The organism is Kitasatospora sp. NPDC059599 (assembly GCF_042735125.1).
Taxonomy (GTDB): domain Bacteria; phylum Actinomycetota; class Actinomycetes; order Streptomycetales; family Streptomycetaceae; genus Kitasatospora.
In genome coordinates, this window is record NZ_JBHWCL010000037.1 from 1 (window position 1) to 23,571 (window position 23,571).

General features: G+C 76.2%; 13 protein-coding genes. 10 read left to right on the forward strand and 3 right to left on the reverse strand.

The window, feature by feature from the left end:
* The first annotated feature begins 393 nt into the window (after window positions 1–393).
* Together ACFV04_RS15640 and ACFV04_RS15645 are read left to right on the forward strand one after the other, a co-directional pair.
* Complete coding sequence (locus ACFV04_RS15640; protein ID WP_380529458.1) at window positions 394–864, forward strand: restriction endonuclease fold toxin-2 domain-containing protein; 471 nt, start codon at window positions 394–396, stop codon at window positions 862–864.
* A gap of 140 nt (window positions 865–1,004) precedes the next feature.
* Complete coding sequence (locus tag ACFV04_RS15645) at window positions 1,005–1,379, forward strand: hypothetical protein (protein ID WP_380348635.1); 375 nt, start codon at window positions 1,005–1,007, stop codon at window positions 1,377–1,379.
* A gap of 205 nt (window positions 1,380–1,584) precedes the next feature.
* On the opposite strand, the gene ACFV04_RS15650 is transcribed toward ACFV04_RS15645, so the two are convergent.
* Complete coding sequence (locus tag ACFV04_RS15650; protein WP_380529460.1) at window positions 1,585–3,132, reverse strand: long-chain fatty acid--CoA ligase; 1,548 nt, start codon at window positions 3,130–3,132, stop codon at window positions 1,585–1,587.
* 235 nt (window positions 3,133–3,367) lie between these two features.
* Here ACFV04_RS15650 and ACFV04_RS15655 point away from each other — a divergent pair, with 235 nt between their 5' ends.
* The 4 genes from ACFV04_RS15655 to ACFV04_RS15670 all read left to right on the forward strand — a co-directional run bounded on the left by ACFV04_RS15655 (window position 3,368) and on the right by ACFV04_RS15670 (window position 10,639).
* Complete coding sequence (locus ACFV04_RS15655; protein WP_380348631.1) at window positions 3,368–3,895, forward strand: hypothetical protein; 528 nt, start codon at window positions 3,368–3,370, stop codon at window positions 3,893–3,895.
* 112 nt (window positions 3,896–4,007) lie between these two features.
* Entirely contained in the window at window positions 4,008–7,202 is a 3,195-nt protein-coding gene (locus ACFV04_RS15660) for a type 2 lanthipeptide synthetase LanM family protein (protein ID WP_380529462.1), read from the forward strand.
* A 16-nt stretch (window positions 7,203–7,218) separates the two neighbouring features.
* Window positions 7,219–7,500: a hypothetical protein gene (locus ACFV04_RS15665; protein WP_380348628.1), complete on the forward strand. Its 282-nt coding sequence runs from the start codon at window positions 7,219–7,221 to the stop codon at window positions 7,498–7,500.
* Window positions 7,501–7,624: 124 nt separating this feature from the next.
* Window positions 7,625–10,639 carry an AAA family ATPase gene (locus ACFV04_RS15670; RefSeq protein WP_380529464.1) on the forward strand — a complete coding sequence of 1,005 codons (3,015 nt, stop codon included), beginning with the start codon at window positions 7,625–7,627 and terminating at the stop codon, window positions 10,637–10,639.
* 90 nt (window positions 10,640–10,729) lie between these two features.
* Here ACFV04_RS15670 and ACFV04_RS15675 read toward each other — a convergent pair whose 3' ends face one another.
* Window positions 10,730–11,668 (reverse strand): ornithine carbamoyltransferase, encoded by a 939-nt coding sequence (locus tag ACFV04_RS15675; RefSeq protein ID WP_380529466.1) that lies wholly within the window; start codon window positions 11,666–11,668, stop codon window positions 10,730–10,732.
* Entirely contained in the window at window positions 11,665–12,966 is a 1,302-nt protein-coding gene (gene ectB, locus ACFV04_RS15680; RefSeq protein ID WP_380529468.1) for a diaminobutyrate--2-oxoglutarate transaminase, read from the reverse strand. Before ectB ends, ACFV04_RS15675 begins: the two co-directional genes overlap by 4 nt.
* 202 nt (window positions 12,967–13,168) lie before the next feature.
* Between ectB and ACFV04_RS15685 the strand changes: the two genes are divergently transcribed.
* Genes ACFV04_RS15685 through ACFV04_RS15700 form a run of 4 tightly spaced genes read left to right on the forward strand, consistent with a single transcriptional unit; the run spans window position 13,169 to window position 23,374 of the window.
* Complete coding sequence (locus ACFV04_RS15685; RefSeq protein ID WP_360263942.1) at window positions 13,169–13,390, forward strand: MbtH family NRPS accessory protein; 222 nt, start codon at window positions 13,169–13,171, stop codon at window positions 13,388–13,390.
* On the forward strand, window positions 13,387–15,240 hold the full coding sequence (locus tag ACFV04_RS15690) for an amino acid adenylation domain-containing protein (RefSeq protein ID WP_380529470.1): 1,854 nt from the start codon (window positions 13,387–13,389) through the stop codon (window positions 15,238–15,240). Before ACFV04_RS15685 ends, ACFV04_RS15690 begins: the two co-directional genes overlap by 4 nt.
* Window positions 15,237–21,977, forward strand: coding sequence for an amino acid adenylation domain-containing protein (locus ACFV04_RS15695; RefSeq protein WP_380529472.1), 6,741 nt, complete (start codon window positions 15,237–15,239; stop codon window positions 21,975–21,977). The genes ACFV04_RS15690 and ACFV04_RS15695 overlap by 4 nt, the downstream gene beginning before the upstream one ends.
* The gene (locus ACFV04_RS15700; RefSeq protein ID WP_380529474.1) at window positions 21,974–23,374 is read left to right on the forward strand and encodes an MFS transporter; all 1,401 of its coding nucleotides are present in this window, start codon (window positions 21,974–21,976) and stop codon (window positions 23,372–23,374) included. Before ACFV04_RS15695 ends, ACFV04_RS15700 begins: the two co-directional genes overlap by 4 nt.
* The last annotated feature ends 197 nt before the right edge of the window (window positions 23,375–23,571 follow it).

The following is a 23,571-nucleotide window of genomic DNA, read 5'->3' on the forward strand; positions in this document are numbered from 1 at the left end:
GGCTGTTCCGTGGGCTACCGCGCGGGGCCGTTCGGTTCCCGGGGTAGGGTAGGGGCCGGGCGGGGTCCGTCGTTCGCGCACGCGCGCGGGGTTCCTCCGCAGGGGAACCGGCGGGGAACCGGCGGGGGCGTCCGCGCGGGCCCCGGCGGGAGTTCCACGGGAGCTTTCGTGGGGGCTTTCGCGGATGATCCGCGTGCACGACGTGAACACCCCGAGAAGGCCCGTCACCAGCCCCGATGCGAGCCGCCCGGGCTCCGGCCCGGGGGCGTGCCACGGTCGGCCCCCACGCCGCCGCCGTTCACGGTCACCCCCGGCATGCCGCCGCTGCCGCGTGACCCGAACAGTCCCTTCCCGGCGTTGTCGCCACAGGACCAGGCCGCTGTCCGGACGTGGATGACGCAGATGCAGCAGGACGGCCGGACCTTCCAGGCGCTCGGCCCCTCCGTGAAGGGCGACCCCAAGATCGACGCGCGCCGGGCCTACCAGGTCCGGGTCGCCGGATCGACCGAGTACCGGCTGTACACCACGGTGACCGACCCGGAGACCGGCCGCGAACTGGGCATGGACGCCGACGGCGTGCGCCCCGAGGACGGCGCGGCGATCGACGCCAAGTACATCGGCCAGCAGAAGAGCTGCAAGTCCCCGTTCCGGCTGGACAACGCCGACGGCGTCTTCGACTTCGTGTACGAGAACACCATGGACGGCGAGGCCAAGAAGCTCGACAAGTACGCGTCGGCGCTGAACGACCCCCGCACCAAGGTCAACCACCTGGAACTCATCACCAACGACGGGAAGGCCAGCTCGTACGTCCAGGGCCTGATGACCGCCACGGGCGTCACCGGGAACGTCCGCGTCGTACCGTGACCCTGACGGTCGCCCGTGACCGTGACGGCCACCGTGACCGAGCGGCCGGACCTCACCGGCAGCCGCCCCGCAGCCGACCTGGCCCGCACCCGACCCGCACGGCATCCGACCCGCACCACCGAGAGAAGCGAGAACACCCCGTGGGATCCGCCTTCTACGTCAGCGCCGACCGCGAACAGGCCGGCCCGTGGACCTTCACCGGCGAGCAGCTGAAGGACTGCGTCCGCCGCCACTGGCCGGACGCCACGGTGAGCGGCGCGTTCGAGAACTTCCTGGAGATCCACGCCGAGGTCGAGCCCGGCCGCTGGGCGGAGCTGTCCTACAACCTGCGGCACGGCGCCTTCTCCTTCGAGGACCGCGAACCGCACTCCGCGCCGCTCACCGTCATCTACACGGCGCTGCACGAACTCGCGCCCGCGGTACCGGTGGTGTGGTGGGTCGACTACGACGCCGAGCTTGAGGCCCTGGACCTGGCCGGCGGCCTGGAGGCCTTCATCGACGGCTTCCCCGCCTAGGGCTTGTCTGACAATTCCCGCCGCGCGCACGACGCCGGGCATCCCGGCTGGACGCACCGCCGAATCGTCCAAGTACGTCCAGTACGAGGACGCTCCGGCGGCACGCCCAGCCGGGCGCCCAACGCCGCGCGCTGATGCGACGCGAATTGTCAGACAAGCCCTAGTCCGGACAGGACCTGGGGCCCGACGTCATCCGGTCCGCCGGTCACCCGAGTTCGCGTTTGAGGATCTTGCCGGTGGCGGTCATCGGCAGGCTGTCGACGATCTCCACGATGCGCGGGTACTTGTGGCCGGCCATCTGCTCCCTGCCCCAGGCGACCAGTTCCCCGGGGGCGGCGCCGGCCCCGGACTTCAGGATGACGAACGCCTTGACCTCCTCGCCGTGGCTCTCGTGCGGCACGCCGACCACTGCGGCCAGGCCGACCGCGGGGTGCGTCATCAGCACCTCCTCGACCTCGCGCGGGTACACGTTGAAGCCGCCCCGGATGATCATGTCCTTGGCCCGGTCGACGATGTAGTAGAAGCCCTCCTCGTCCCGGCGGGCCAGGTCACCGGTGCGGAACCACCCGTCCCTGATCGCCTCGGCGGTGGCCTCGGGCCGGTTGAAGTAGCCCTTCATGACGCCGTGGCCCTTCACCACGACCTCGCCGACGGCGCCCGGCTCGGTGACCTCCGACCAGTCGGCGTGGATCAGCTTGACCTCGACGCCCCAGATCGGCACGCCGACGGACCCGGGGCGCGGTTCCCGCTCCGGGTCGGAGAAGGTCACCACCGGCGAGGTCTCGGAGAGGCCGTAGCCCTCCAGCACCCGGATGCCGAGCCGTTCCTCGATCCGGCCCAGCAGTTCCACCGGCAGCGGGGCGCCGCCGGACACGCCGATGCGCAGGTTGCGGGCGATCCGGTCCACGTCGACGGTGTCGGTGAGCGCGCCCAGCAGGGCCCACCACATGGTCGGGACACCGGCGAAGAAGGTGATCTCCTCGGTGCTCATCAGCCGGACCACCTCGTCCGCGTCGAAGCGCGGCACCAGGTGCAGGGTCGCGGCCGTCGAGAAGCCGGTGTGCATCTGGACGGTGGAGCCGAAGGTGTGGAACAGCGGCAGGCACAGGACGTGGCTGTCCGTGGCCGGCGTGCTCCGGAACGTCCGGTTGCAGGCCAGCACGTTCATCACCGTGTTGGCGTGGGAGAGTTCGGCGCCCTTGGGCTGACCCGTGGTGCCCGAGGTGTAGAGGATGATCGCGGTGTCGGTCGCCTCGGTGGCCACCGGGTCGAACACCGGGGACGCCCCGGCGAGCGCCGCGCCCAGGGTCTGCGCCCCGGCGATCGGCGAGGGGGCGGCCGGATCGGCGGTGATCAGGAAGAAGGTCTCGCAGCTCCCGACCTCGTCGAAGGCCTTCCGGCCCTCCTCGCCGATGGCCAGGTCCCGCGTCCCCTCGAAGCAGAAGTAGGCCTTCACCTCGGCGTCGCGCAGGTGGTAGGCCACCTCGCGCGACTTCAGCAGGATGTTCAGCGGGACGACGACCCCGCCGGCCTTGAGGATGCCGTAGTAGACGACCGGGAACTGCGGCAGGTTCGGGCAGCTCAGCGCCACCCGGTCACCGGGCCGGATCCCGCGCTCCACCAGCAGGTTGGCGACCCGGTTCGCGGCGGCGTCGACCTGGGCGTAGGTCAGCCGCGTCGGGCCGAGCACCACCGCGTCGCGGTCCGGGTGGGTACGGGCGGAGTCCTCCAACAGGACCGACAGGTTCAGCATGGCACCTTCCGAAGGCGTGGATCCGGACCGGGCGGGGACGGCATCGCGTCATCATCGTCCGCGAGGCGGATCACCGCCAGTACCCGGACGGGCCCGGCGCACGGCGCGGCGGGGCCCGCGGATCCGGTCGCCGGCCGGTCCTCGGCAGGTCAGCAGCCGTACCCGGGCAGGCCCCGGGCAGGTCGGGGCGCTCCGAGGGCTTCCCGTTTCCGCACCGGTGCCGGAGGATCCCCGCATGACCCATGATCAGACCGACGGTGCGTCCTCGGCCGATGCGGCCGCCCGCTACCTGGAAGCACTCCGCGAACGCCTGGCCGCCGACGGCTGCCGCATCAACGGGACCGGCCGGCCCGGCCACCGGGTGGTGATCGGCAGCAGGTCGGACCGCAAGGCGCGCTGGTTCGCCACCAAGGTCGAACTGTTCGTCCTCGCCGCCGCCGTCCCCGAGGTCGACGGCGCCTCGCTGGCCGAGTTCACCGGCTGGGCGCTGGGCTACGCGAAGGACCTCCGGAGCGGCCTGGCCGGCGTCCGCAACGCGGCGATGGTCCTGCCCGCCCTGATCAGCGACCGGGTCCACCCGTCCGCGGTGCAGTGGGCCGCCGCGGACGGACGGGTGCTCGGCACCGATCTGATCGCCCGGCCGGTCGTGGTGGAGACGGCGGCGACGGGGCCCGCCCGGACGACCGTGTACCGGGGGCGGGCCGCGTGGGGCGGGATGTTCACCTCACACGTCCTGACGAAGGCCTCGCTGTACTTCCCCTGAGCCCGCGCGCCGGGCCGGCACGCGGGCGTGCGGACTCCCGGTCCGCACACCGGACCTCCACCCGACGATCACGCCCTTGTGGAATCCTCCATGCGGTGCCACCCTCGTCCCTGTGACTGCGACGGTTTCCGAAGCGGCGAACTCCGGTTCCGGATCCGCTGATTGGTGGCTGCCCGGGGTGCCGGAGCAGGACCGGGTCCGGACGGCCGCACCGGCCTGGGCGGTGTTCGTCGAGCAGGCGCTGAACACGGCACCGGCACCGGTCGTGCCGGCCGGGGACCTGCCGGGCCTCACCGGCTTCCGGACCGTCGTGTCACCGCTGGCCCTGGCGGCCGCCACCCGCCTGCCGGCGGACCTGCCCCCGGCCGTGGTCGATCTGCCCGCCGTGCGGGCGGAGTTCGTCGCCGGGCTCACCGACACGCTGGCCCGGCAGGCCGCCCGAACGCTCGTCCTGGAACTCAACGTGGCCAGGGTGACCGGGGCTTCGGCGGGTGCCACCCCGGCCGAGCGCTTCCGCAACTTCGTCCTGCGGACGGCGACGCGGGAAGGGCTGCTCACGCTGTTCCGCGAATACCCGGTGCTGGCGGGGATCCTGGGCCGGACCTGCCTGGCCGCCGCCGACGCCTTCGCCGAACTGCTGGCCCGCTTCGCCGCGGACCGCCCGGCCCTGGCCGCCCCCCTGCTCCGCGACGCCGCTCCCGGACCGCTGGTGGCGGTCCGGCGCGGGGCCGGGGACGGACACCGGGGCGGCCGCGCCGTCGCGCTGCTGCGCTTCGCCGGTGGCGCGCGACTGGTGTACCGGCCCAGACCGACCGCCGTCCACCGGCACGTCGGCGCCGTCGTCGACTGGTTCAACGCGCAGCCCGGTACGCCCGGCCTGCGGACCCCTGCCCTGCTCGAACGGCCGGGGTACGGCTGGCTGGAGTTCATCGAGCGGCGTGCCTGCGCGGAACCCGCCGAGGTGGAGCGGTTCTACGTCCGCCAAGGCGCCTGGCTCGCCCTGCTGCACGCCCTGGACGGCACCGACCAGCACGCGGGGAACCTGATCGCCTGCGGGGAGCACCCGGTGCCGGTCGACCTGGAGACCCTCTTCCACCCGCCCGCCCCGGCCGACCCCGAGCTGCCCGACGACGATCCGCACCGCGCCGACCCGGCGGCACTCGCGCTGCAGGCCTCGGTGCACCGCACCGGCCTGCTGCCGCGGCTGGTCCTCGGCGACGTCCGGGCCCTGGACGCCTCCGGCCTCGGCGGCGACGCCGGCGCGGGCTCGCCGAGCGACGCGGTGCGGTGGGCGGCGGCCGGAACCGACGAGATGCGGCTGGTGCGCGGGGCGGCCGAGTTCACCGGCGCGGAGAACCGCCCCAGACTCGGCGGCACCGACACCGACCCCGCCGACCACCTGGACGCCCTGCTGGCGGGCTTCCGCGCGGGCCGCCGCGCGCTCGCCGCCGGCCGCGCCGACCTCACCGGCCCGGCCGGACTGCTGAGCGCCTTCACGGACGACGAGGTGCGGGTCGTGGTGCGCGCCACCGAGGAGTACGCGACCCTGCTCGACGAGTCGACCCACCCCGACGTGCTGCGCGACGCGGAGCACCGGGAGGCCCTGCTGCGGACCCTGGGCACGGGCGAGTCCGCCCGCCCGGGAACGGCCCGGCTGCTCGACGAGGAGATCGCCGAACTGCGCGACGGCGACGTGCCGTTGTTCACCACCCGCCCGGGCCGGACCGAGCTGTGCAGCGGCCGGGGCGAGCGCTTCCTCGACGCCCTGGAGCGCCCCGGCCTCGACCGGGTGACGGAACGGCTCGCGGCGCCGGGCGCGGCCGACCCGGCCGGGCAGGAGTGGATCGTCCGGGCGGCGATGGCGGCCCGGTCCACCCGCCCCGCCCATACGCCCGGCGGACCGCAGCCACCCGGCGCACCACGGCGGTCCGGCGGACCGCAGCCACCCGGCGCACCACGGCGGTCCGGCGGACCTCAACCACCCGGCGCAGCACGGCGGTCCGGCCGGCCGTGCCCGTCCGACGGGCCACCGGAGGAACCGTCCGACGTTCCCGCACCGGACCCCGCGCGGCTGCTCGCCGCCGCCCGGGTCCTCGGCGACCGGCTGGTCGACGGCGCCCACCGGTCGGCGGAGCGGGCGAACTGGCTCGGGCTCGACCTGATCGCCGACCGGTACTGGCGACTCGCACCCGCCGGCGCCGACCTCGGCGGCGGCTACCCCGGACCGGCCCTGTTCCTCGCCCGGCTCGCCTCGCTCACCGGCGAAGCCCGCTACGCCGACGTGGCCCGCCGCGCGCTGCAGCCGGTGCCGGCGCTGCTGGAGCGGCTGGCGGCCCGGCCGGCGGACCTGCCGCTGGTCGGCTCGGGAGCCTGGGCCGGGCTGGGCGGACTCACCTGGGCCCTGGCGCAGCTGGCCGCCCTGCTGGACGACCGCGAGCTGCTCGACCTGGTCGAGCCGGCCGTCCGGCTCACCGCGGCCGCCGCCGAGGCGGAGGAGCCGGCCGGTCTGGCCGACGGCACGGCCGGCGGGCTCGCGACCCTGCTCGCGGTGCACCGGGCCACCGGCAGCACGGCGGCGTGGACGGGCGCGCGGCTCTGCGCGGCGCGCCTCCACGACCTGTTCGACGGGCCCGACGGACTCGACGACCCCCGAGGCACCGAAGGCACCGAAGGCACCGGAGACACCGGCTCACGCGGCGGGTTCGACCGGTCGCCGCCCACCGGGCCGGGCCTGGCCGCCGGGCCGGGCCTGGCCGCCGGGTCGGCCGGGGTCGGCTGGGCACTGCTGGCGTTCGCCCGGGCGGCCGGCGACGACGGCCACCGGCGTGCGGGCCTGGCCGCGCTGCGCTCGTCCACCCGGGCTCCGGCGCTCGGCGCCTCCTGGTGCGAGGGCGCGCCCGGCATCGCGCTCGCGCTGGTCGACAGCGGGGCCGCGACGGCCGACCCGGCGCTCGCCGACTGGGCCGGCTCCGCCGTGCGGGCGGCCGTGGCGGCCGGTCCGCGGCCCGACCACAGCCTGTGCCACGGCGAGACAGGGGTGCTGGAGCTGCTGGGCCGGGCTCCCGGCGCGGCCGCCCGCCGGGCGTGGGCCGGCCGTTCGGCGGCCCTGGTGGACGCGCTCGCGCGCACCGGGCCGGTCTGTGGCACCCCCGGCGGCCTCGTGGTCCCGGGCCTGCTCTTCGGCCTGGCCGGGATCGGCAACGGACTGCTGCGGCTCGGCTTCGCCGACCGTACGGCCCCGGTGCTGCCACCGGTCGGTGCCGAGCACGACGCGGCCGCCCGCACGGGCGCCGTGATCCGCGAATAGGGAAAGGGCGAACGCCGTGAACCGAACCGACACCCTGGCAAGACCGCTCGTCGACACCACGCCCGCCGCGGGCGGACCGGCCGTCGGGCAGTCCGCCGGAACGCCCGCGCCGGAGGCGGTCCGCCGGTGGAAGCGGTCCGACGGGCACGAGGACGTGGCCGCCGACCACCCGGCCGGCGGGATCAGGCTCCACCCGGGCAGCGGGCTCGCCCGCCGCTCCGCGCTGCTGGGCGGCGGCGAGGGCCGGCTCCTGGAGACCGGGGACCCCTGGACGACGATGAGCTACCACGAGGAGTAGCCCGGGCCCGGGCGTTCACCACCCCGGGGCCGGCCCGATCCGGGAGGACGGTCCGGTCGATCGGGGCGGTGAATGCCCGATTCCGCTCTACCGGAGCCCGCGGCCAGCCAATAACCTGCCGCCCATGCCCACCACATCACCGGTGACCGTCGGCCGGGCGGCCGAGACCTCCCTGCTCCGAAGAGCCCTGACCCGCCTTCAGGACGGCGTCGGGTGTTCGGTGTTCCTGGTCGGCGAAGGCGGCATCGGCAAGTCCCGGCTGGTCGACGACTGCGCCGACCGGGCCCTCGCGGCCGGACTGCCGGTGCTGCGCGGGCGCAGCAGCACGACCGGGGCGGACACGCCGTTCCGCCCGCTGGTCGAGGCGCTCTACTCGTGCTTCCACGCCGGCGGGCCGCCCGGGGACCCGGAGCTGATCCCCTACCGGCCGGCCCTGGCCAGGGTGGTTCCCGAGTGGCGGTCCGCGGCGGTGCCCGGTCACGCCGAGAGCGTGGTGGAGCTCGCCGAGGCGCTGCTGCGCCTGCTCGCGGTCGTCGGCCGGGTGTCCGGCCCCGTGCCGGACGGCGGGTCGGACGGCAGGTCGGACAGCACGTCGGGCGGCGCGTCGGACGGTGGGCCCGGTCCGGGCTCCGGCCGCGCGCCGGGCTGCGTGCTGGCCCTGGAGGACCTGCACGACGCGGACGCCGAGACCGTCGGCGTGCTGGAGTACCTGGTCGACCACCTCGACCGGGTGCCGGTGCTGCTGGTCGCGACCCTGCGGCCGGAGTCCGGCGACGCGCTGGACCTGGTGCGCGCGGCCGAGCGGCGCCGGGTCGCGTCGGTCGCCTCGCTGCCGCCACTGACCACCGCCGAGGTCGGAGCGCTGACCGCGGGCTGCCTGGGCGTGCCGGTCGGCGCGGTGCCGCCCGCCCTGGTCGGGTGGCTGGGCGGGCGCAGCGGCGGGAACCCGTACCTGGCCGAGGAGTTGCTGGCCGAGCTGGTCGGCTCGGACACCCTGCGCCAGGACGGCGACCGCTGGCGGGTGACCGGCGACCTCGCCGCGACCGTGCCGGCCAGCGTGGTCCACGGCTGCGGCCACCGTCTCGGCCGACTGGCCACGCCCGTCCGGGAGTTGCTGCTGCTGGCGGCGACCCTCGGTCCCCGGTTCTCCGCCGACACCCTCCAGCTCGTCACCGGCGACGACGACCCGCGCCTGTTCGCCCACCTGCGCGCCGCCGCCGAGGCGGGCTTCATCGCGCCCGACCCCGGCACGCCCGAGGGGTACGGCTTCCGCCACGCCATCGCCGCGCAGGCGGTGCTGGAGAGCGTCGCCCCGGCGGAGCGGGCCGCGCTCGCCCGCCGGGCCGCCTCCGCGCTGCGCAAGGCCGGTCCGCCCTACTCGGTCGACCAGGGTCAGCTGGTCGCCCAGCTGCTCGTCACGGCCGGCGACCACCCCGGTGCGGCGCTGCTCTACGCCGAGGCGGGCCGGCGGGCGCTGGCCGACGGCGCCTCCGCGTCGGCCGTCCGGCTCCTGGAGCGGGCCTCGGAGCTGGCGGCGCCGGCGGACCGGACGGCCGTCACCGAGTCGCTGGGGTACGCGCTGGTCGAGGCCGGCCGGCTGGACCACGCCCTCGCCCTGGCCGACGCCCTGCCGACGGGCTGCGCGGCGGCGCTGAGCCCCGAGCGCGAGGTCGCCCTGCGCACCCGGCTGGCCTGGGCGGCCGTGGTGGCCGAGCGGGGCTCCGACACCGTCGCCCAGGTCGCGGCGGCCCGGGCGCTGCTGGGCGACGGGGCGCCGCCGGAGCAGACCGCCGCGCTGGCCGTGGTCGAGGGCCACCTGGCGCTGCTGCCCGGCCGGCAGGACCGGGTGGACGACGCCGAGCGGATCGCGCGGGAGACGGCCGAGGCGGCGGAGCGCACCGGGCCGCCCGTCCTGGCCTGCCAGGCGCTGCAGCTGCTCGCCCTGCTCGCGCGAGAGCGCGGCTTCGACGCGGCCGACGCGTGCCTGGAGCGGATGCTGGCCGTCGCCGAGACCCACGGCCTGCCCACCTGGCGGTTCGAGGCGCTGCTCCGGCTGGGCGCCAACGCCTTCCTGCGCACCGGCGACGCCCGCCGGCTGGAGCAGGCCGGGGAGGCCGCCCGGGAGCTGGGCTCGATCGCGCGCACCCAGCACACGGAGAGCCTGCTGGCGATGAACGCGGTGCTGCGCGGCGACCCGGTGACGGCCGGGGCGATCGTCGAGCGGTGGCTGGACACCAGCCTGCGGATGGGCAACCTGGCCACCCACCGCTACCTGCGGCTGACCTCGGCGACGCTCGCCGCCCACCGCGGCCGCCGCCGGGAGATGGAGCGCGAGCTGGAGCTGTTCCGGCAGGCCGGCGGCATGGGGTCGGTGCTGACCCCGGTGGCGCTCGGGCTGTGCCGGGCGGTCTGCGCGCTGCTGGAGGAGGACCGGGCGGGCGCCGAGGCCGAACTCGCCGCCACCGCCGAGTGGGAGGCCCGGCACCCGAACGTCTTCTACCTGTCCGGCCGGTACGGCCTGGATCCGCTGCTCGCCGTGCTGGCCGGCCGGGCGGGGTGGGAGGAGTACGCGGCCCTGGCCGCCGCCCCGGGTGCGGAACTGGCGTGGAACGGCCGCTTCCTGTGCCTGGCCCGGGCGGTGCTGCTCGGCCGGAGCGGCCGGGGCGAGGAGGCGGCCGCGCTGGTCGAGGACCTCGCGCCGGGCGCCGACCTCTTCCCGACCGCCCACCGGCTGGGCCTGCGGCTGGTCTCCGAGGCCGCGCTGGCCGACGGCTGGGGCGACCCGGTGAGCTGGCTGCGGAGCGCCGAGGAGTACTTCCACGGCCTGGACGTCCCGTCCGTCGCGGGTGCCTGCCGGGCGCTGCTCCGGCAGGCCGGCGCGAGCGTCGGGCAGCGCCGCATCGGACGGGAGCGGATCCCCGCCGCGCTGCGGGAGCGGGGGGTCACCCCGCGCGAGTACGAGGTGCTGGCGCTGCTCGTGGACCGGCCCGGCAACCAGGACCTCGCCCGGCGGCTGTCGATCTCGCCCCGCACGGTGGAGAAGCACCTGGCGAGCCTGGTCCAGAAGACCGGGACGCCGGACCGGGCGGCGCTCTGCCGGCTGGCGGCGGAGCTCGCCCCGGACCGCCGCCGGCCGTGACCGGCGGCGCGCGGCCCGGTGACCGTCGCGCCGCCCCCGGCCCGGTGACCCTCGCACGGCACCGTGACCGCCGCCCTCGGCCCGGCCTGCTCAGCCGTTCCCGCCCGTGCACCACTCCAGGACGGCCCGGGCGCTGTGGTACTTGTTCTCGGCCTGCCGGAAGGCCAGGCTGCGCGGGCCGTCGAGCACCTCGGCGGTGACCTCCTCCCCCCGGTGGGCGGGCAGGTCGTGCAGGAAGACCGGGGCGCGGCTCGCGGCCAGGACGGCGTCGTCGACCCGGAAGGGCTCGAACACCGAGCGCCAGTCCGGGTCGGGCTTGCTGGTGCCGGTGGTCTGCCAGCGGGTGGTGTAGACGACGTCGACCTCGGGCAGGTCGGCCATGTCGTGCCGCTGCTCGACCCGGCCGCCCCGGCGGGCGGCCTCGGCGGTCGCCGGTTCCACGTAGCGGGGGTGGACGCCGTAGCCGGGCGGGGTGCGCAGGTGGAGTTCGGTGCCGGGGTAGCGGGACAGGGCGAGGGTCAGCGCGGAGGCGGTGTTGTTGCCCTCGCCCGCGTAGAGCACGCGCAGCCCGTCGACCCGGCCGAAGTGGCCCTGCAGGGTGGTGAGGTCGGCGAGCGCCTGGGTCGGGTGCTCCTCGGCGCTCATCGCGTTGATCACCGCCATCCGCCGCTGGTCGGCCATCGCCCGCATCTCCGCCTCGGGGCCGGACGTCCGGGCGACGAGGACGTCGAGCATCCCGGACAGCACCCGGGCGGTGTCCTCGACGGTCTCGCCGGTGTTCTCCTGGAGGTCGTCGGGGCCGTAGCCGATGATCCGGCCGCCGAGCCTGAGGGCGCCGGCCGAGAAGGCCGTCCTGGTCCTGGTCGAGGTCCTGCGGAAGAGGATGCCGACCACGCGGTCGTGCAGCGGGCGCGCGTCCTCGGCCTTGCCGGCGGCGAACTCGGCGCCCCGGCGGACCAGTTCGTACAGCTCGGCGTCGGTGAGGTCGTCGATCGAGATCAGGTGCCGGCGGCCGGTCGCGGCGCTCATCCGGCCACCACCGCGTCGAGCACGACCGCGAGGCCGCGCTCCAGCCCGGCCCGGTCGATCACCAGCGGCGGGAGCAGCTTCACCACCTCGTCGTGGCGGCCCGCGAGTTCGACGATCAGCCCGTGCTCGAAGCAGTACCGCTGGACGCGCTCCGCCCGCTCGGGGCCGCCGGCCCGTCCGAGGTCGAGGCCGAGCACCATGCCCCGGCCGCGCGCCGTGACGCCGGGCACCTTGGCGGCGACGGTCTCGCCGAACTCGCGCAGCCGCTCGGCGGAGTCGGCCAGCGCGTCGTGGAACTCCGGGCGCTCCCAGTAGTCCCAGGCCGCCGTGGCCGCGACGAAGGCGAGCTGGTTGCCGCGGAAGGTCCCGGTGTGCTCGCCCGGCTCCCAGCAGTCGAGGTCGCGCCGCAGCAGCACCAGGGAGAGCGGCAGGCCGTACCCGCCGATCGACTTGGAGAGGGTGATCAGGTCCGGGACGATGCCGGACGGCTCGAAGGCGAAGAAGGTGCCGGTCCGTCCGCAGCCGGACTGGATCTCGTCGGCGATCAGCAGGATCCCGTGCCGGTCCGTCAGTTCCCGCAGCCGGCGCAGCCAGTGCGCCGAGGCCGGGTAGACGCCGCCCTCCATCTGGAGCGGCTCGACGATCACGGCCGCCGGGAGGTCCGTTCCGGAGGACGGGTCGGCGAGCAGCCGCTCCAGGTAGTCGATCGAGTCGAACGCGCCGTGCGGGCCGTCCTCGTACGGGACGAAGGTGACGTCCTGGGCGGGGACGCCGCCGGCCCGCCGGGCCCGCCGGCTGCCGGTGACCGCCAGCGAGCCCTGCGACATGCCGTGGAAGCCGCCGGTGAAGGCGACCAGCCCGCGGCGCCCGGTGGCCTTGCGGGCCAGTTTGAGGGCGGCCTCCACCGCGTCGGTACCGGTCGGCCCGGTGAACTGGACCTTGTGGTCGAGGCCGCGCGGGCGCAGCAGCACCTCGTCCATCCGGGCCAGGAACTCCCGCTTGGCGACGGTGAACATGTCCAGGCCGTGGCTGACGCCGTCGGCGGCGAGGTAGGCGGTCAGCCGGTCCTTGACGTGGTCGGGGTTGTGGCCGTAGTTGAGGGCGCCGGCGCCGCAGAAGAAGTCCAGGAAGGCCCGGCCGTCCTCGGCGTACAGCTCCGCGCCCTTGGCCCGTTCGAAGACGACCGGGAACTTCCGGCAGTAGAGCCGGACATCGGCCTCCATGGTCTCGAAGAGCGCGTGGTCGCCGGGGGCCGGAAGCCCTCCGGGCCCGGCTTGCACGGTCCGTTCGACGGTCATTCCTGGTCCTTTCCGACGCGTCGGGGTCCGGCCAGCCTCCCCGTCGGGCGCGCGCCCGCAGTAGAGAAGGACGAGCAGTCCTGCGGGCAGCGGGGCTGCCGGATTCTCGGCCGCTTCTTCCCTGACGCACCCGGCCCGCGCCGGGCGAGTCTTCCTGTCGCGGCGCCGGCAGGACGGCGCCGGCCCTGGAGAGGAGAGCGGAATGGCTGACGAGAGCACCGACCCGCGCACGTACCTGGTGGTCCGCAACGACGAGGAGCAGTACTCGATCTGGCTGGCGGACCGGGAGCTTCCGCTGGGCTGGCACCGCGAGGGCAAGGAGGGCGCCAAGCAGGAGTGCCTGGACCACATCGACAGCGTCTGGACGGACATGCGTCCGCTGAGCCTGCGTCGGCGCATGGAGCAGGAGACCCGGCCGGCATGAGCACCGTGGCTGGCCGCGCCGACGCACCGCTGCCCGACCGGTGCGTGCACGAGTGGTTCGCGGGACGGGTGTCGGGCACGCCGGACGCGACCGCCCTGGAGTTCGCCGACCGGCGGTTGAGCTACGCCGAACTGGACGCCGGGGCGAACCGGTTGGCCCATCTGCTGCGGGCCCGCGGCGTCCGGCCGGACGTGCCGGTCGCGGTGTGCGCCCGGCGCAGCCCGGAGGTGGTGACCGCGCTGCTGGCCGTGCTCAAGGCGGGCGGCCACTACCTGCCGCTGGATCCGGAGTACCCGGCCGAGCGGCTCGCCTTCATGGTCGCCGACTCCGGTGCCCGGCTGCTGCTGGTCGAGCCGGAGCTCGCCGACCGGTTCGCCGCCACCGGCCTGGAGCCGGTGGCGATCGAGCCGCAGTGGTCGGCCGCGGCGGGCCTGCCCGCGACGGCTCCCCCCTCGGCGGCCCGACCGGACGACCTGGCCTACGTGATGTACACCTCGGGCTCCACCGGCCGCCCGAAGGGCGTCGCGGTCACCCACCGCAACATCATGCGCCTGGTGCACGAGGCCGACTACGCGGACCTCGACCCGGGGCAGGTGGTGCTGATGCTCGCCCCGCTGTCCTTCGACCTGTCGACCTTCGAGGTGTGGGGCGCGCTGTGCAACGGCGGGCGCCTGGCCGTGCTGCCGCCGGGGACCCCGACGGCGGCGTCGGTCGAGCGGGCGGTGCGCCGGCACGGCGTCACCGTGGCCCTGCTGAGCACCGGCCTGTTCCAGCACGTCGTGCGCACCCGGCCCGGCGCGCTGGCGACGGTGCGCCAGGTGCTGGTGGCCGGGGACGTGGCGCCGCCGGCCGAGGTGCGGATGCTGGTGGAGCAGGGCGTGGAGGTGGTCAACGGCTACGGGCCGACCGAGTGCACCACGTTCTGCTGCGCGCGGCGCGGCGTCACCCTGGACGAGACCCGGGGCAGCATCCCGATCGGCCGGGCGATCACCCGGACCACCACGTACGTGGTGGACGAGGACGGCGTCACGCCCGTGCCGGACGGCGAACCCGGCGAACTGCTGGTCGGCGGGCCGGGGGTGGCCCGCGGCTACCTCGGGCGCCCGGCGCTCACCGCCGAGCGGTTCGTCCCCGACCCGTACGGGACGGTGCCCGGCGCCCGGCTCTACCGTACCGGGGACCTCGTCACCCGGGACCGGGACGGCGTGCTGCACTTCCACGGGCGGCGCGACCAGCAGGTCAAGATCAACGGTCACCGGGTGGAACTCGGCGAGGTCGAGGCCGCGTTGAGCAACCACCCGCAGATCCGGGCGGCCGTGGCCGCGGTGCGGCCGACCCCGGCCGGGGACAAGCAGCTGGTCGGCTACGTGGTGTCGGACACGCTCGACCGGCCGGGCCCGCCGCTGCGGGAGTACCTGCGGGAGCGGCTGCCGGAGTACCTCGTCCCGACCGCGTGGGTCCGGCTCGCCGAACTCCCGCTGAACCCCAACGGCAAGGTGGACCGGACCGCGCTCCCCACCCCCGGGGCCGACCCGGCGGACGCCCCGGCCGCCGCCCCGCGCACGCCGGTCGAACAGGCCGTCGTCGAGGTCTGGGCCGACCTGCTCGCGGTCGCCGCGATCGGCGTGCACGACGACTTCTTCGAACTCGGCGGGCACTCGCTGCTGGCCACCGAGGTCATCGCCCTGCTCGGCGAGCGCTTCCCCGTCGAGCTGCCGGTGAGCGCGGTGTTCGACGCGCCGACCCCGGCGCTGCTCGCCGAACGGGTGCACCAGGCGCTCGCCGAGCGGGTCGCGCAACTATCCGATGCAGAGGTGGAGTCGATGTTGTCGCAGGTGCGTGAGCCATGAACAGTCCGCTGACCGAACCCTCCCCGGCCGAGCCGACGGGCCCGCCGGGTCCGGGGCACCCGGCAGGTGCGCCGGCCTCGGCGGCACCGGCAGGTGCGCCGGCTTCGGCCGACGCGGCCGAGCGACGGCGGGCGCTGCTGGACAGCCTGCTGCGCGGATCGGCCCGGCCGGCCGGCTCCCCCGCCACCACCACCGCCTCGGTCTCCGCCGAGGCCGTCATCGCGCGGGTGCCGCGCGACCGGCCGCTCCCGCTGTCCTTCGCCCAGCAGCGGCTGTGGCTGCTGGACCGGCTGCGCCCCGGCACCGCCGAGTACGTGCTACCGGTCGGCTGGGAGCTGCGCGGCCCGCTGGACGTCACGGCGCTGCGCCGGGCGCTGGCCGAGGTGTCGGCCCGCCACGAGGTGCTGCGGACCCGCTACCTGGAGGTCGACGGCGAGCCGCGGCAGCTGCCGCTGGCCGAGGCCGCGCCGGAGTTCGAGCTGCTGGACCTCACCGCACTGCCCGCGGACCACGCGCAGGACCGGCTCGGCGCCCTGGTCGAAGGACTGGCCCGCACACCCTTCGACCTCGCGGTGGGCACACCGATGCGGGCCCGGCTGGTCCGCCTCGGCGACGACCACCACGTCCTGGTCCTGGCCTTCCACCACATCGCCTTCGACGGCTCCTCGACCGCCGTGCTCGCCGCCGAACTCGGCGCCCTCTACCCGGCGTTCGCCGAGGGCCGGCCGAGCCCGTCGGCACCCCCGGCCGTGCAGTACGCGGACTGGGCCCACTGGCAGCGGGAGGCCCACGCCGCCTCCGCGACCACCGACCGGCTCGACTACTGGCGGCGGAAGCTGGCCGGGTCCACCGCCCTGGAGCTGCCGGCCGACCTGCCCCGGCCGCCGGTCTTCGACCCGGCCGGCGCGATCCTGCCGTTCACCGTGCCGGCCGCGACGGTGAACGCCCTGACCGCCTGGGGGCGGACCCGCGGCGCGACCCCGTTCGTGCTGCTGCTGGCCGCCTTCAAGCTGCTGCTCGCCCGGCATGCCGGCCGGGACGACGTCACCGTCGGCGCCCCGGCGGCCGGACGCACCCGGCCGGAGACCCGGGACCTGCTCGGCTTCTTCGTCGACACCCTGGTGCTGCGCACCGACCTGTCCGGGGCCCCGACCTTCGAGGAGGCCGTCGGGCGCGTCCGGGAGACGGCCCTGGGCGCGTTCGCGCACCAGGACGTGCCGTTCGAGCGGCTGGTCGACGAGCTCGCCGCCGAACGCGACCTCTCCCGCAACCCGCTGTTCCAGGTGATGTTCGTGTACAACGGGGCGGGCGCCGGCACGGAGTTCGGCGGCGCCGGGCTGCGCGCCACCCCGTACGCCACGCCCTGGCACAGCGCCAAGTTCGACCTGACGCTGCACCTCACCGAACAGCCCGACGGCTCGCTGTCCGGCGTGGTCGAGTACGCCACCGCGCTGTTCACCCCGGAGCGCGCGGCGGTCCTGGCCGAGCACTTCACCGCACTGCTGGACACGGTCACCCGGGACCCGGGGGCGGTCGTGACCGGAGCCGCCCTGTTCTCGCCGGAGGAACGCGCCCGGCTGGAACGGTGGAACGAGACCGACGTGCGCCACCCCGAGGGCGAGGTCCTGCACCGGCTGGTCGACCGGCAGGCCGAGCGCACCCCGACGGCCGTCGCCGTGCGCTTCGAGGACGAGCACCTCGACTACCGCGAACTGTGCTCGCGCGCCGACGCGTTGGCCCGCCGGCTGCGGGCCCTCGGTGTCGGCCCGGAGAGCATCGTCGCCGTCTGCCTGAACCGGGGGCTGGAGCTGCCGGTGGCGCTGCTGGCCGTACTCAAGGCCGGCGGCGCCTACCTGCCGCTCGACCCCGGCTACCCCGCCGAGCGGCTGGGCCACATGCTCACGGACTCCGCCGCCCCGGTCGTGCTCACCACCGCCGAGCTGGCCGCCGCGTTGCCGCCGCACCGGGCCCGGGTGCTGCTGCCGGACGGCGGCCGGCCCGGCGCTCCCGCGGACGCCCAGGACGGCCCGGACAGCCCGGACAGCACGGACATCCCGGACGGCCCGGACGGCCCGTACAGCGCGGACGGCCCGGACGGCACGGACCCCGCGGTGGACCCGATGCACCCCGCCTACGTCATCTACACCTCCGGCTCGACCGGCCGCCCCAAGGGGGTGGTCACCACCCACCGGGGCATCGTGAACCGGCTGCGCTGGATGCAGGACGCCTACCGCCTCACCGAGGCCGACCGGGTGCTGCAGAAGACCCCGTACAGCTTCGACGTCTCCGTCTGGGAGCTGTTCTGGCCGCTGATCACCGGCGCGACCCTGGTGATGGCCCGGCCGGACGGCCACCGCGACCCGGCGTACCTGGCCCGGACCATCGCCGACCAGGGCGTCACCGCCCTGCACTTCGTGCCCGCGATGCTCCGCGCCTTCCTCGCCACCGTCCCCGCCGACGCCCCGGCCGGCACCCCGGAGGCCGCCCCCGGCACCCCCGCCGCCGGGCTGCGGCTCGTCCTGTGCAGCGGCGAGGCCCTGCCCGACGACCTGGCCGAGGCCTGCCACCGCCACGCCGTGACCGGCGGCGCCGAACTCCACAACCTGTACGGCCCGACCGAGGCCGCCATCGACGTCACCGCCGGCCCGTGCCGCCCCGGCGAGCGCGTCACCATCGGCACGGCGATCGCCAACACCCGCGTCCACGTCCTGGACGACGACCTCGCCCCGGTGCCCGTCGACGTCCCCGGCCGGCTGTGCCTGGCCGGCGTCCAGCTCGCCCGCGGCTACCTGAACCGCCCGGCCCTGACGGCCGAACGCTTCGTCCCCGACCCGGACCCGGGCAACCCCGGCGGACGGCTGTACCTGACCGGCGACCTCGCCCGGCGCAACCCCGACGGCACCCTCACCTACCAGGGCCGCGGCGACCACCAGGTGAAGCTGCACGGGCACCGGGTCGAGCTCGGCGAGATCGAGTCCGCGCTGCGCACCCACCCGCTGGTCGCCGACGCCGTCGCCGCGCTGTACGGCCCGCCCGGCGGCCTGCGGCTGGCGGTGCACGTCGTCCCGGCCGACCCCGCCGCCGCCCCGGCCCCCGCCGCGCTGCAGGACCACCTGCGGCGCTCGCTGCCCGAGCACATGGTCCCCACCGCCTGGACCAGCCTGGTCCGGCTGCCCGTGACACCGAACGGCAAGCTCGACCGGGCGGCCCTGCCCGATCCGGTGCCGCAGGCCGCCACCGGGTACGTCCCCCCGCGCACGCCCGTCGAGCAGGTGATCGCCCGGGCGTGGGGCACGGCCCTGGAACTGGACCGCGTCGGCGTGCACGACACCTTCTTCGACCTCGGCGGCGACTCCATCCGCGCCATCCGCGCCGTCGGCCGGCTGCGCGAGCAGGGCCTCGACGTCTCCGTCCAGGACGTCTTCCGGCACCGGAGCGTGGCCCGGCTCGCCGAGGCCGTCGCCCCGCGCGGCGCGAGCCGCCCGGCCGCCGCCACCGCGCCCTTCGACCTGCTCGACCCGGCCGACCGCGACGCGCTGCCGGACGGCCTGACGGACGCGTACCCGTTGTCCCAGGTGCAGGCCGGGATGGCGTACGAGATGCTGGCCGGCGCGGCCCGCGGCATGTACGTCAACGTCCTGAGCTACCCGGTGCGCGAGGACGACGGGTTCTCCGCCACCGCGCTGCGCGCCGCGGCCGACCTGCTGGCCGCGCGGCACGAGATCCTGCGGACCTCCGTCGACCTGTCCGGCTACGGCGAGCCGCTCCAGCTGGTGCACGCGCAGGCGGGCGTCCCGGTGGCCGTCCACGACCTGCGCGGGCTCACCCCCGAGCGGGTCCGGGCCGAACTGGCCGCCGCCACGGCGCGCGAGCAGTCCACCGCCTTCGACCTGGCCGCGCCGCCACTGCTGCGGCTGGTCGCGCACCGGCTGGACGACCGGCAGTGGCGGCTGACCGTCGTCTACGCGCACGCCATCCTCGACGGCTGGAGCCAGAACTCCCTGGTGCCCGAACTGCTCGGCTACTACCGGGCGCTGCGCGACGGCCGCGACCCCGCGCCGCCGGCCCCGCCGGCCACCCGGTTCGCCGACACGATCGCGCTGGAGCGCCGCTCCCTGGCGTCGGCCGAGGACCGGGAGTTCTGGCGCGGGCGGGTGGCGCGGCACGCCCCGTGGCGCCTGCCCGAGGGCTGGTCGGCCCCGGAGCGGCACCGCGCCGACGACGCGGACGGCGCCGTCCACCGGGTCGCCCGGGTGGGCTTCGCGGACCTCCTCCCGGGCCTGCGCGCGCTGGCCACCGAGGCCGGGGTCCCGCTGAAGAGCGTGCTGTTCGCCGCCCACCTGACCGTGCTGGGCCTGTTCGGCGGCGGCACCGACGGCCCGGCCGCGTTCACCTCCGGGCTGGTCTGCAACGCCCGCCCCGAGACCGCCGACGGCGACCGGGTGCGCGGCATGTTCCTCAACACCGTGCCGTTCCCGGTGGTCCTGAACGCGGCCGGCTGGCCCGACCTGGCGCGGTCCGTCTTCGCCGAGGAGACCGCGCTCTGGCCGCACCGGCACCACCCGCTGCCCGCGATGCAGCGCGCCTGGGGCCAGGACACGCCGCTGGTGGACGTGTTCTTCAACCACACCGACATGCACGTCCTGGCGGACGAGGGCATCGAGCCGGACGACGTCGAGGACCGGACCCCGAACGAGTTCGGCCTCTCGGTGTCCACCGAGCCCGGCGCACTCGTCCTGGAGGCGGCCGCGGACCGGATCGGCGCCGGGGAGCTGGCGCTGCTCGCCCGGACCTACCGCCACGTGCTGGCCGGGCTGGTGGCCGACCCGACGGCGGATCCGCGGGCCGTCACGCTCCCCCCGGCCGACCGCAGCGCCCTCCTCCCGGCCGGTCCGGCCGTCACCGGGACCCAGGACGGCCCGACGGTCCTCGACCTGTTCCACCGCCAGGCCGACCGCACGCCCGACGCGGTCGCGCTGGTCTGCGGCGCGGAGCGGATCGACTACGCCGGCCTGCGCTCGCGCGCCAACCGGCTGGCCCACCACCTGCGGGCGCTGGGCGTCGGCCCGGGCACCGTGGTCGGCCTGCTCCTGGACCGCGGCCCCGACCTGCTGACGGCCGTACTGGGCGTGCTCGGTTCCGGCGCGGCCTACCTGCCGGTCGACCCCGCGCTGCCCGAGGACCGGATCCGCTACCTGTTCGACGACTGCGCCAGTCCGGTGGTCGTCACCGACACCGCGCGCTCCGCCCGGCTCGCCGGGGACGGCCGGGCCGGCGGCCGCCGGCTGGTGCTGACCGACGCCCACCGGGCGGAGATCGCCGCCCGCCCCGACACCGCGCCCGCGCTCCCCGCCGACCCGGCGGCGCTGGCCTACGTCATCCACACCTCCGGCTCCACCGGCCGGCCCAAGGGCGTCATGGTGACCCACGGCGGCCTCGCGGGCTTCCTGACCGCCATGGCGGACCAGGTGCCGCTGCGGCCCGGCACGGCCGTGGCCGCGCTGACCACGGTCTCCTTCGACCCCTCCGTCCTGGAGCTATACCTCCCGCTGCTCGCCGGCGCCACCGTGGTGCTGGCCGACACCGAGGAGGCCAGGGACCCGCTGCGGATGGCCGAACTGCTCGACCGGACCGGCCCGGCCGTCGTCCAGGCCACCCCGGTCACCCTGCGGATGCTGCTGGACGGCGGCTGGAGCGCCCCCGCCGGCCTGCTGGTGCTCAGCGGCGGCGAACGGCTCCCGGCCGACCTCCTCGGCCGGCTCACCGCCGGCGGCGCCCGGGTCCGGGACCTCTACGGCCCCACCGAGACCACCGTCTGGGCCACCGTCACCCGGCCGGCGGCGGAGCCCGGCGAACCCCGCTGGTCCGTCCTCGCCAACACCCGGCTGTACGTCCTGGACGGCCGCCTCGAACCGGCCCCGGACGGCGTGGTGGGCGAGATCCACCTGGGCGGCTCGGGCCTGGCCCGGGGCTACCTCGGACGGCCCGGCACCACCGCCGGCGCCTTCGTCCCCGACCCGTACGGCGCCACCCCCGGCGCCCGGATGTACCGCACCGGCGACCTCGGCCGCAGACGACCGGACGGCAGTCTGGAACTCCTCGGCCGGGCCGACCACCAGGTGAAGATCCGCGGCCACCGGATCGAGCCCGGCGAGATCGAGGCGGCGCTGCTCGCCCGCCCGGAGGTGCGGGCGGCGGTGGTCCAGCCGGTGACCCTCCCGACCGGCGAGGTCGAACTGGTCGCCCACCTGGAGCCGGTGCCCGGCACCGTGGTGCCCGAGCACGGCGCGCTGCGCGACCACCTGCTGACGACCCTGCCCGACTACATGGTCCCGGCCGCCTTCGCGGTCCTCGACGCACTGCCCCTGACCCCCTCCGGCAAGGTCGACCGGCGCAACCTCCCGGGCGTCGGACTCGGCTCGGCGGAGAAGGAGTTCGTCGAACCGCGGGACGAGGCCGAGCGGGCCGTCGCGGCCGCCTGGCGCGAGATCCTCGGCCACGCCCGGATCGGCGTGCACGACAACTTCTTCACGCTCGGCGGGCACTCCGTCCTGGCCACCCGGATCGCCCTGCGCCTGCGCGAGTCGACCGGCCGGGACGTCCCGGTCCGGGCGGTCTTCGACCGCGCCACGGTGGCCGCGCTGGCCGCCGCGCTGCCCGGCTACCCGGAGGCCGCAGCGGTCGCCGCGCTGCCGCTGCTCGGGGCCCGGCGCGCCCGCCGGGGAGGTGCCCGGTGACCGCCACCCGACCCGGGCGACCCGAGGGGGACGAGCGGGAGCTGGTGGCCGACCAGCCCCTGCACCGCAACCGGGACTTCGTCCTGCTGTGGAGCGGATCGGCGCTGTCGATGCTGGGGTCGACGGCCGCCACGGTCGCCTACCCGCTGCTGGTCCTGGCCCTCACCGGCTCGGCCGCCGACGCGGGGTTCGCCGGGTTCACCGCCCTGCTGCCGCTGCTGCTCTTCCCGGTGCCGGCCGGGGCGCTGGTGGACCGGGTGGACCGCAAGCGCCTGATGATCTGGTGCGACGCCGTCCGGGGGGCCGGCGCGGTCAGCATCGTCCTCGCGCTGGCCCTCGACCGGCTGACCCTGACGCAGATCCTGCTGGTCGGCTTCGTCGAGGGCACCCTGACGGTCTGCCACGAGCTGGCCTCCCACGTCGCCGTGCCGCACCTGGTGCCCGGGCACCGGCTGTCCGAGGCGCTGGCGCGCAACGAGGCCCGCGAGCGGGCGGCGATCACCCTCGGCACCCCGCTGGGCGGCGCGCTCTTCGGACTGGCCCGGGCGCTGCCGTTCCTGCTGGACGCGATCAGCTACGCAGTGTCCGTGGTGACGCTCCTGATGATCCGCAAGGACTTCCAGGCCGCACCCGCCGCACCCGCCGCAGCTACCGCACCCGACGCAACCGACCCACCCGCCGCAGCCGACGGGACCGGGGGGAGCGCCGACACCGCCGGGCAGCAGCCGAAGCCGAAACCGCTCGCCGAACTCGCCGCCGGGTTCGCCTGGCTGTGGCACCAGCCGTTCCTGCGCGTCGCCGCCCTCGCCGTCGCCGGCAGCAACCTGCTCTTCCGGGCCCTGTTCCTGATCGTCGTGGTGCTCGCCGGGGAACGCGGCGCCTCGCCCACCGGGATCGGCGTCCTACTGGGGGTCGCGGGGGCGGGCGGCGTGCTCGGCTCCACCGCCGCCTCCTGGTGCCGCCGGCACCTGCCGCTGCGGGCCGTGGTGATCGGCGCCAACTGGGCCTGGGCGCTGCTGGCCGTCGGCCTGGTCCTCGCCGGGAACCTCTACCTGACCGGCGCGCTCTACGCGCTGATGTGGTTCGTCGGCCCGATCTGGAACGTCGCCGTCGCCACCCGGCAACTCTCCACCACCCCGGACCACCTGCAGGGGCGGGTCTCCGGCGCCGGCGGCGTGCTGTCCGGCGGAGCGCTGCCGCTCGGCTCGCTCGCCGGCGGCCTCCTGCTCCAGTGGTACGGCACCGGGACGGCCCTGACGGTGCTCGCCGTCTGGATGGTTCTGCTGGCCTGCGCGGTGACCCTCAGCAAGGCGGTCCGCCAGGCCCCGACCGGGCCCGACGACCACCCCGCGGCCGACCCGGCCCACCCCACCCGGACGGAACCGCCCACCGCCTAGGCCTGTCCGGCCCAGGGCGTCCGCCGCCCCACCCCGACGCGACCACGAGGAGTCCCACCATGACCCGTACCCCACCGACGTCCCCGCCCCGTCCGCTCGCCGCGCGCCCGGCGGGCGTGCCGGCCGGGGCCCCCGCCGGCGCCGGCCTCGACGCGGGCCCGGGCGTCCGGTGACCGCGCCCCCGTCCGGTGCCGCCG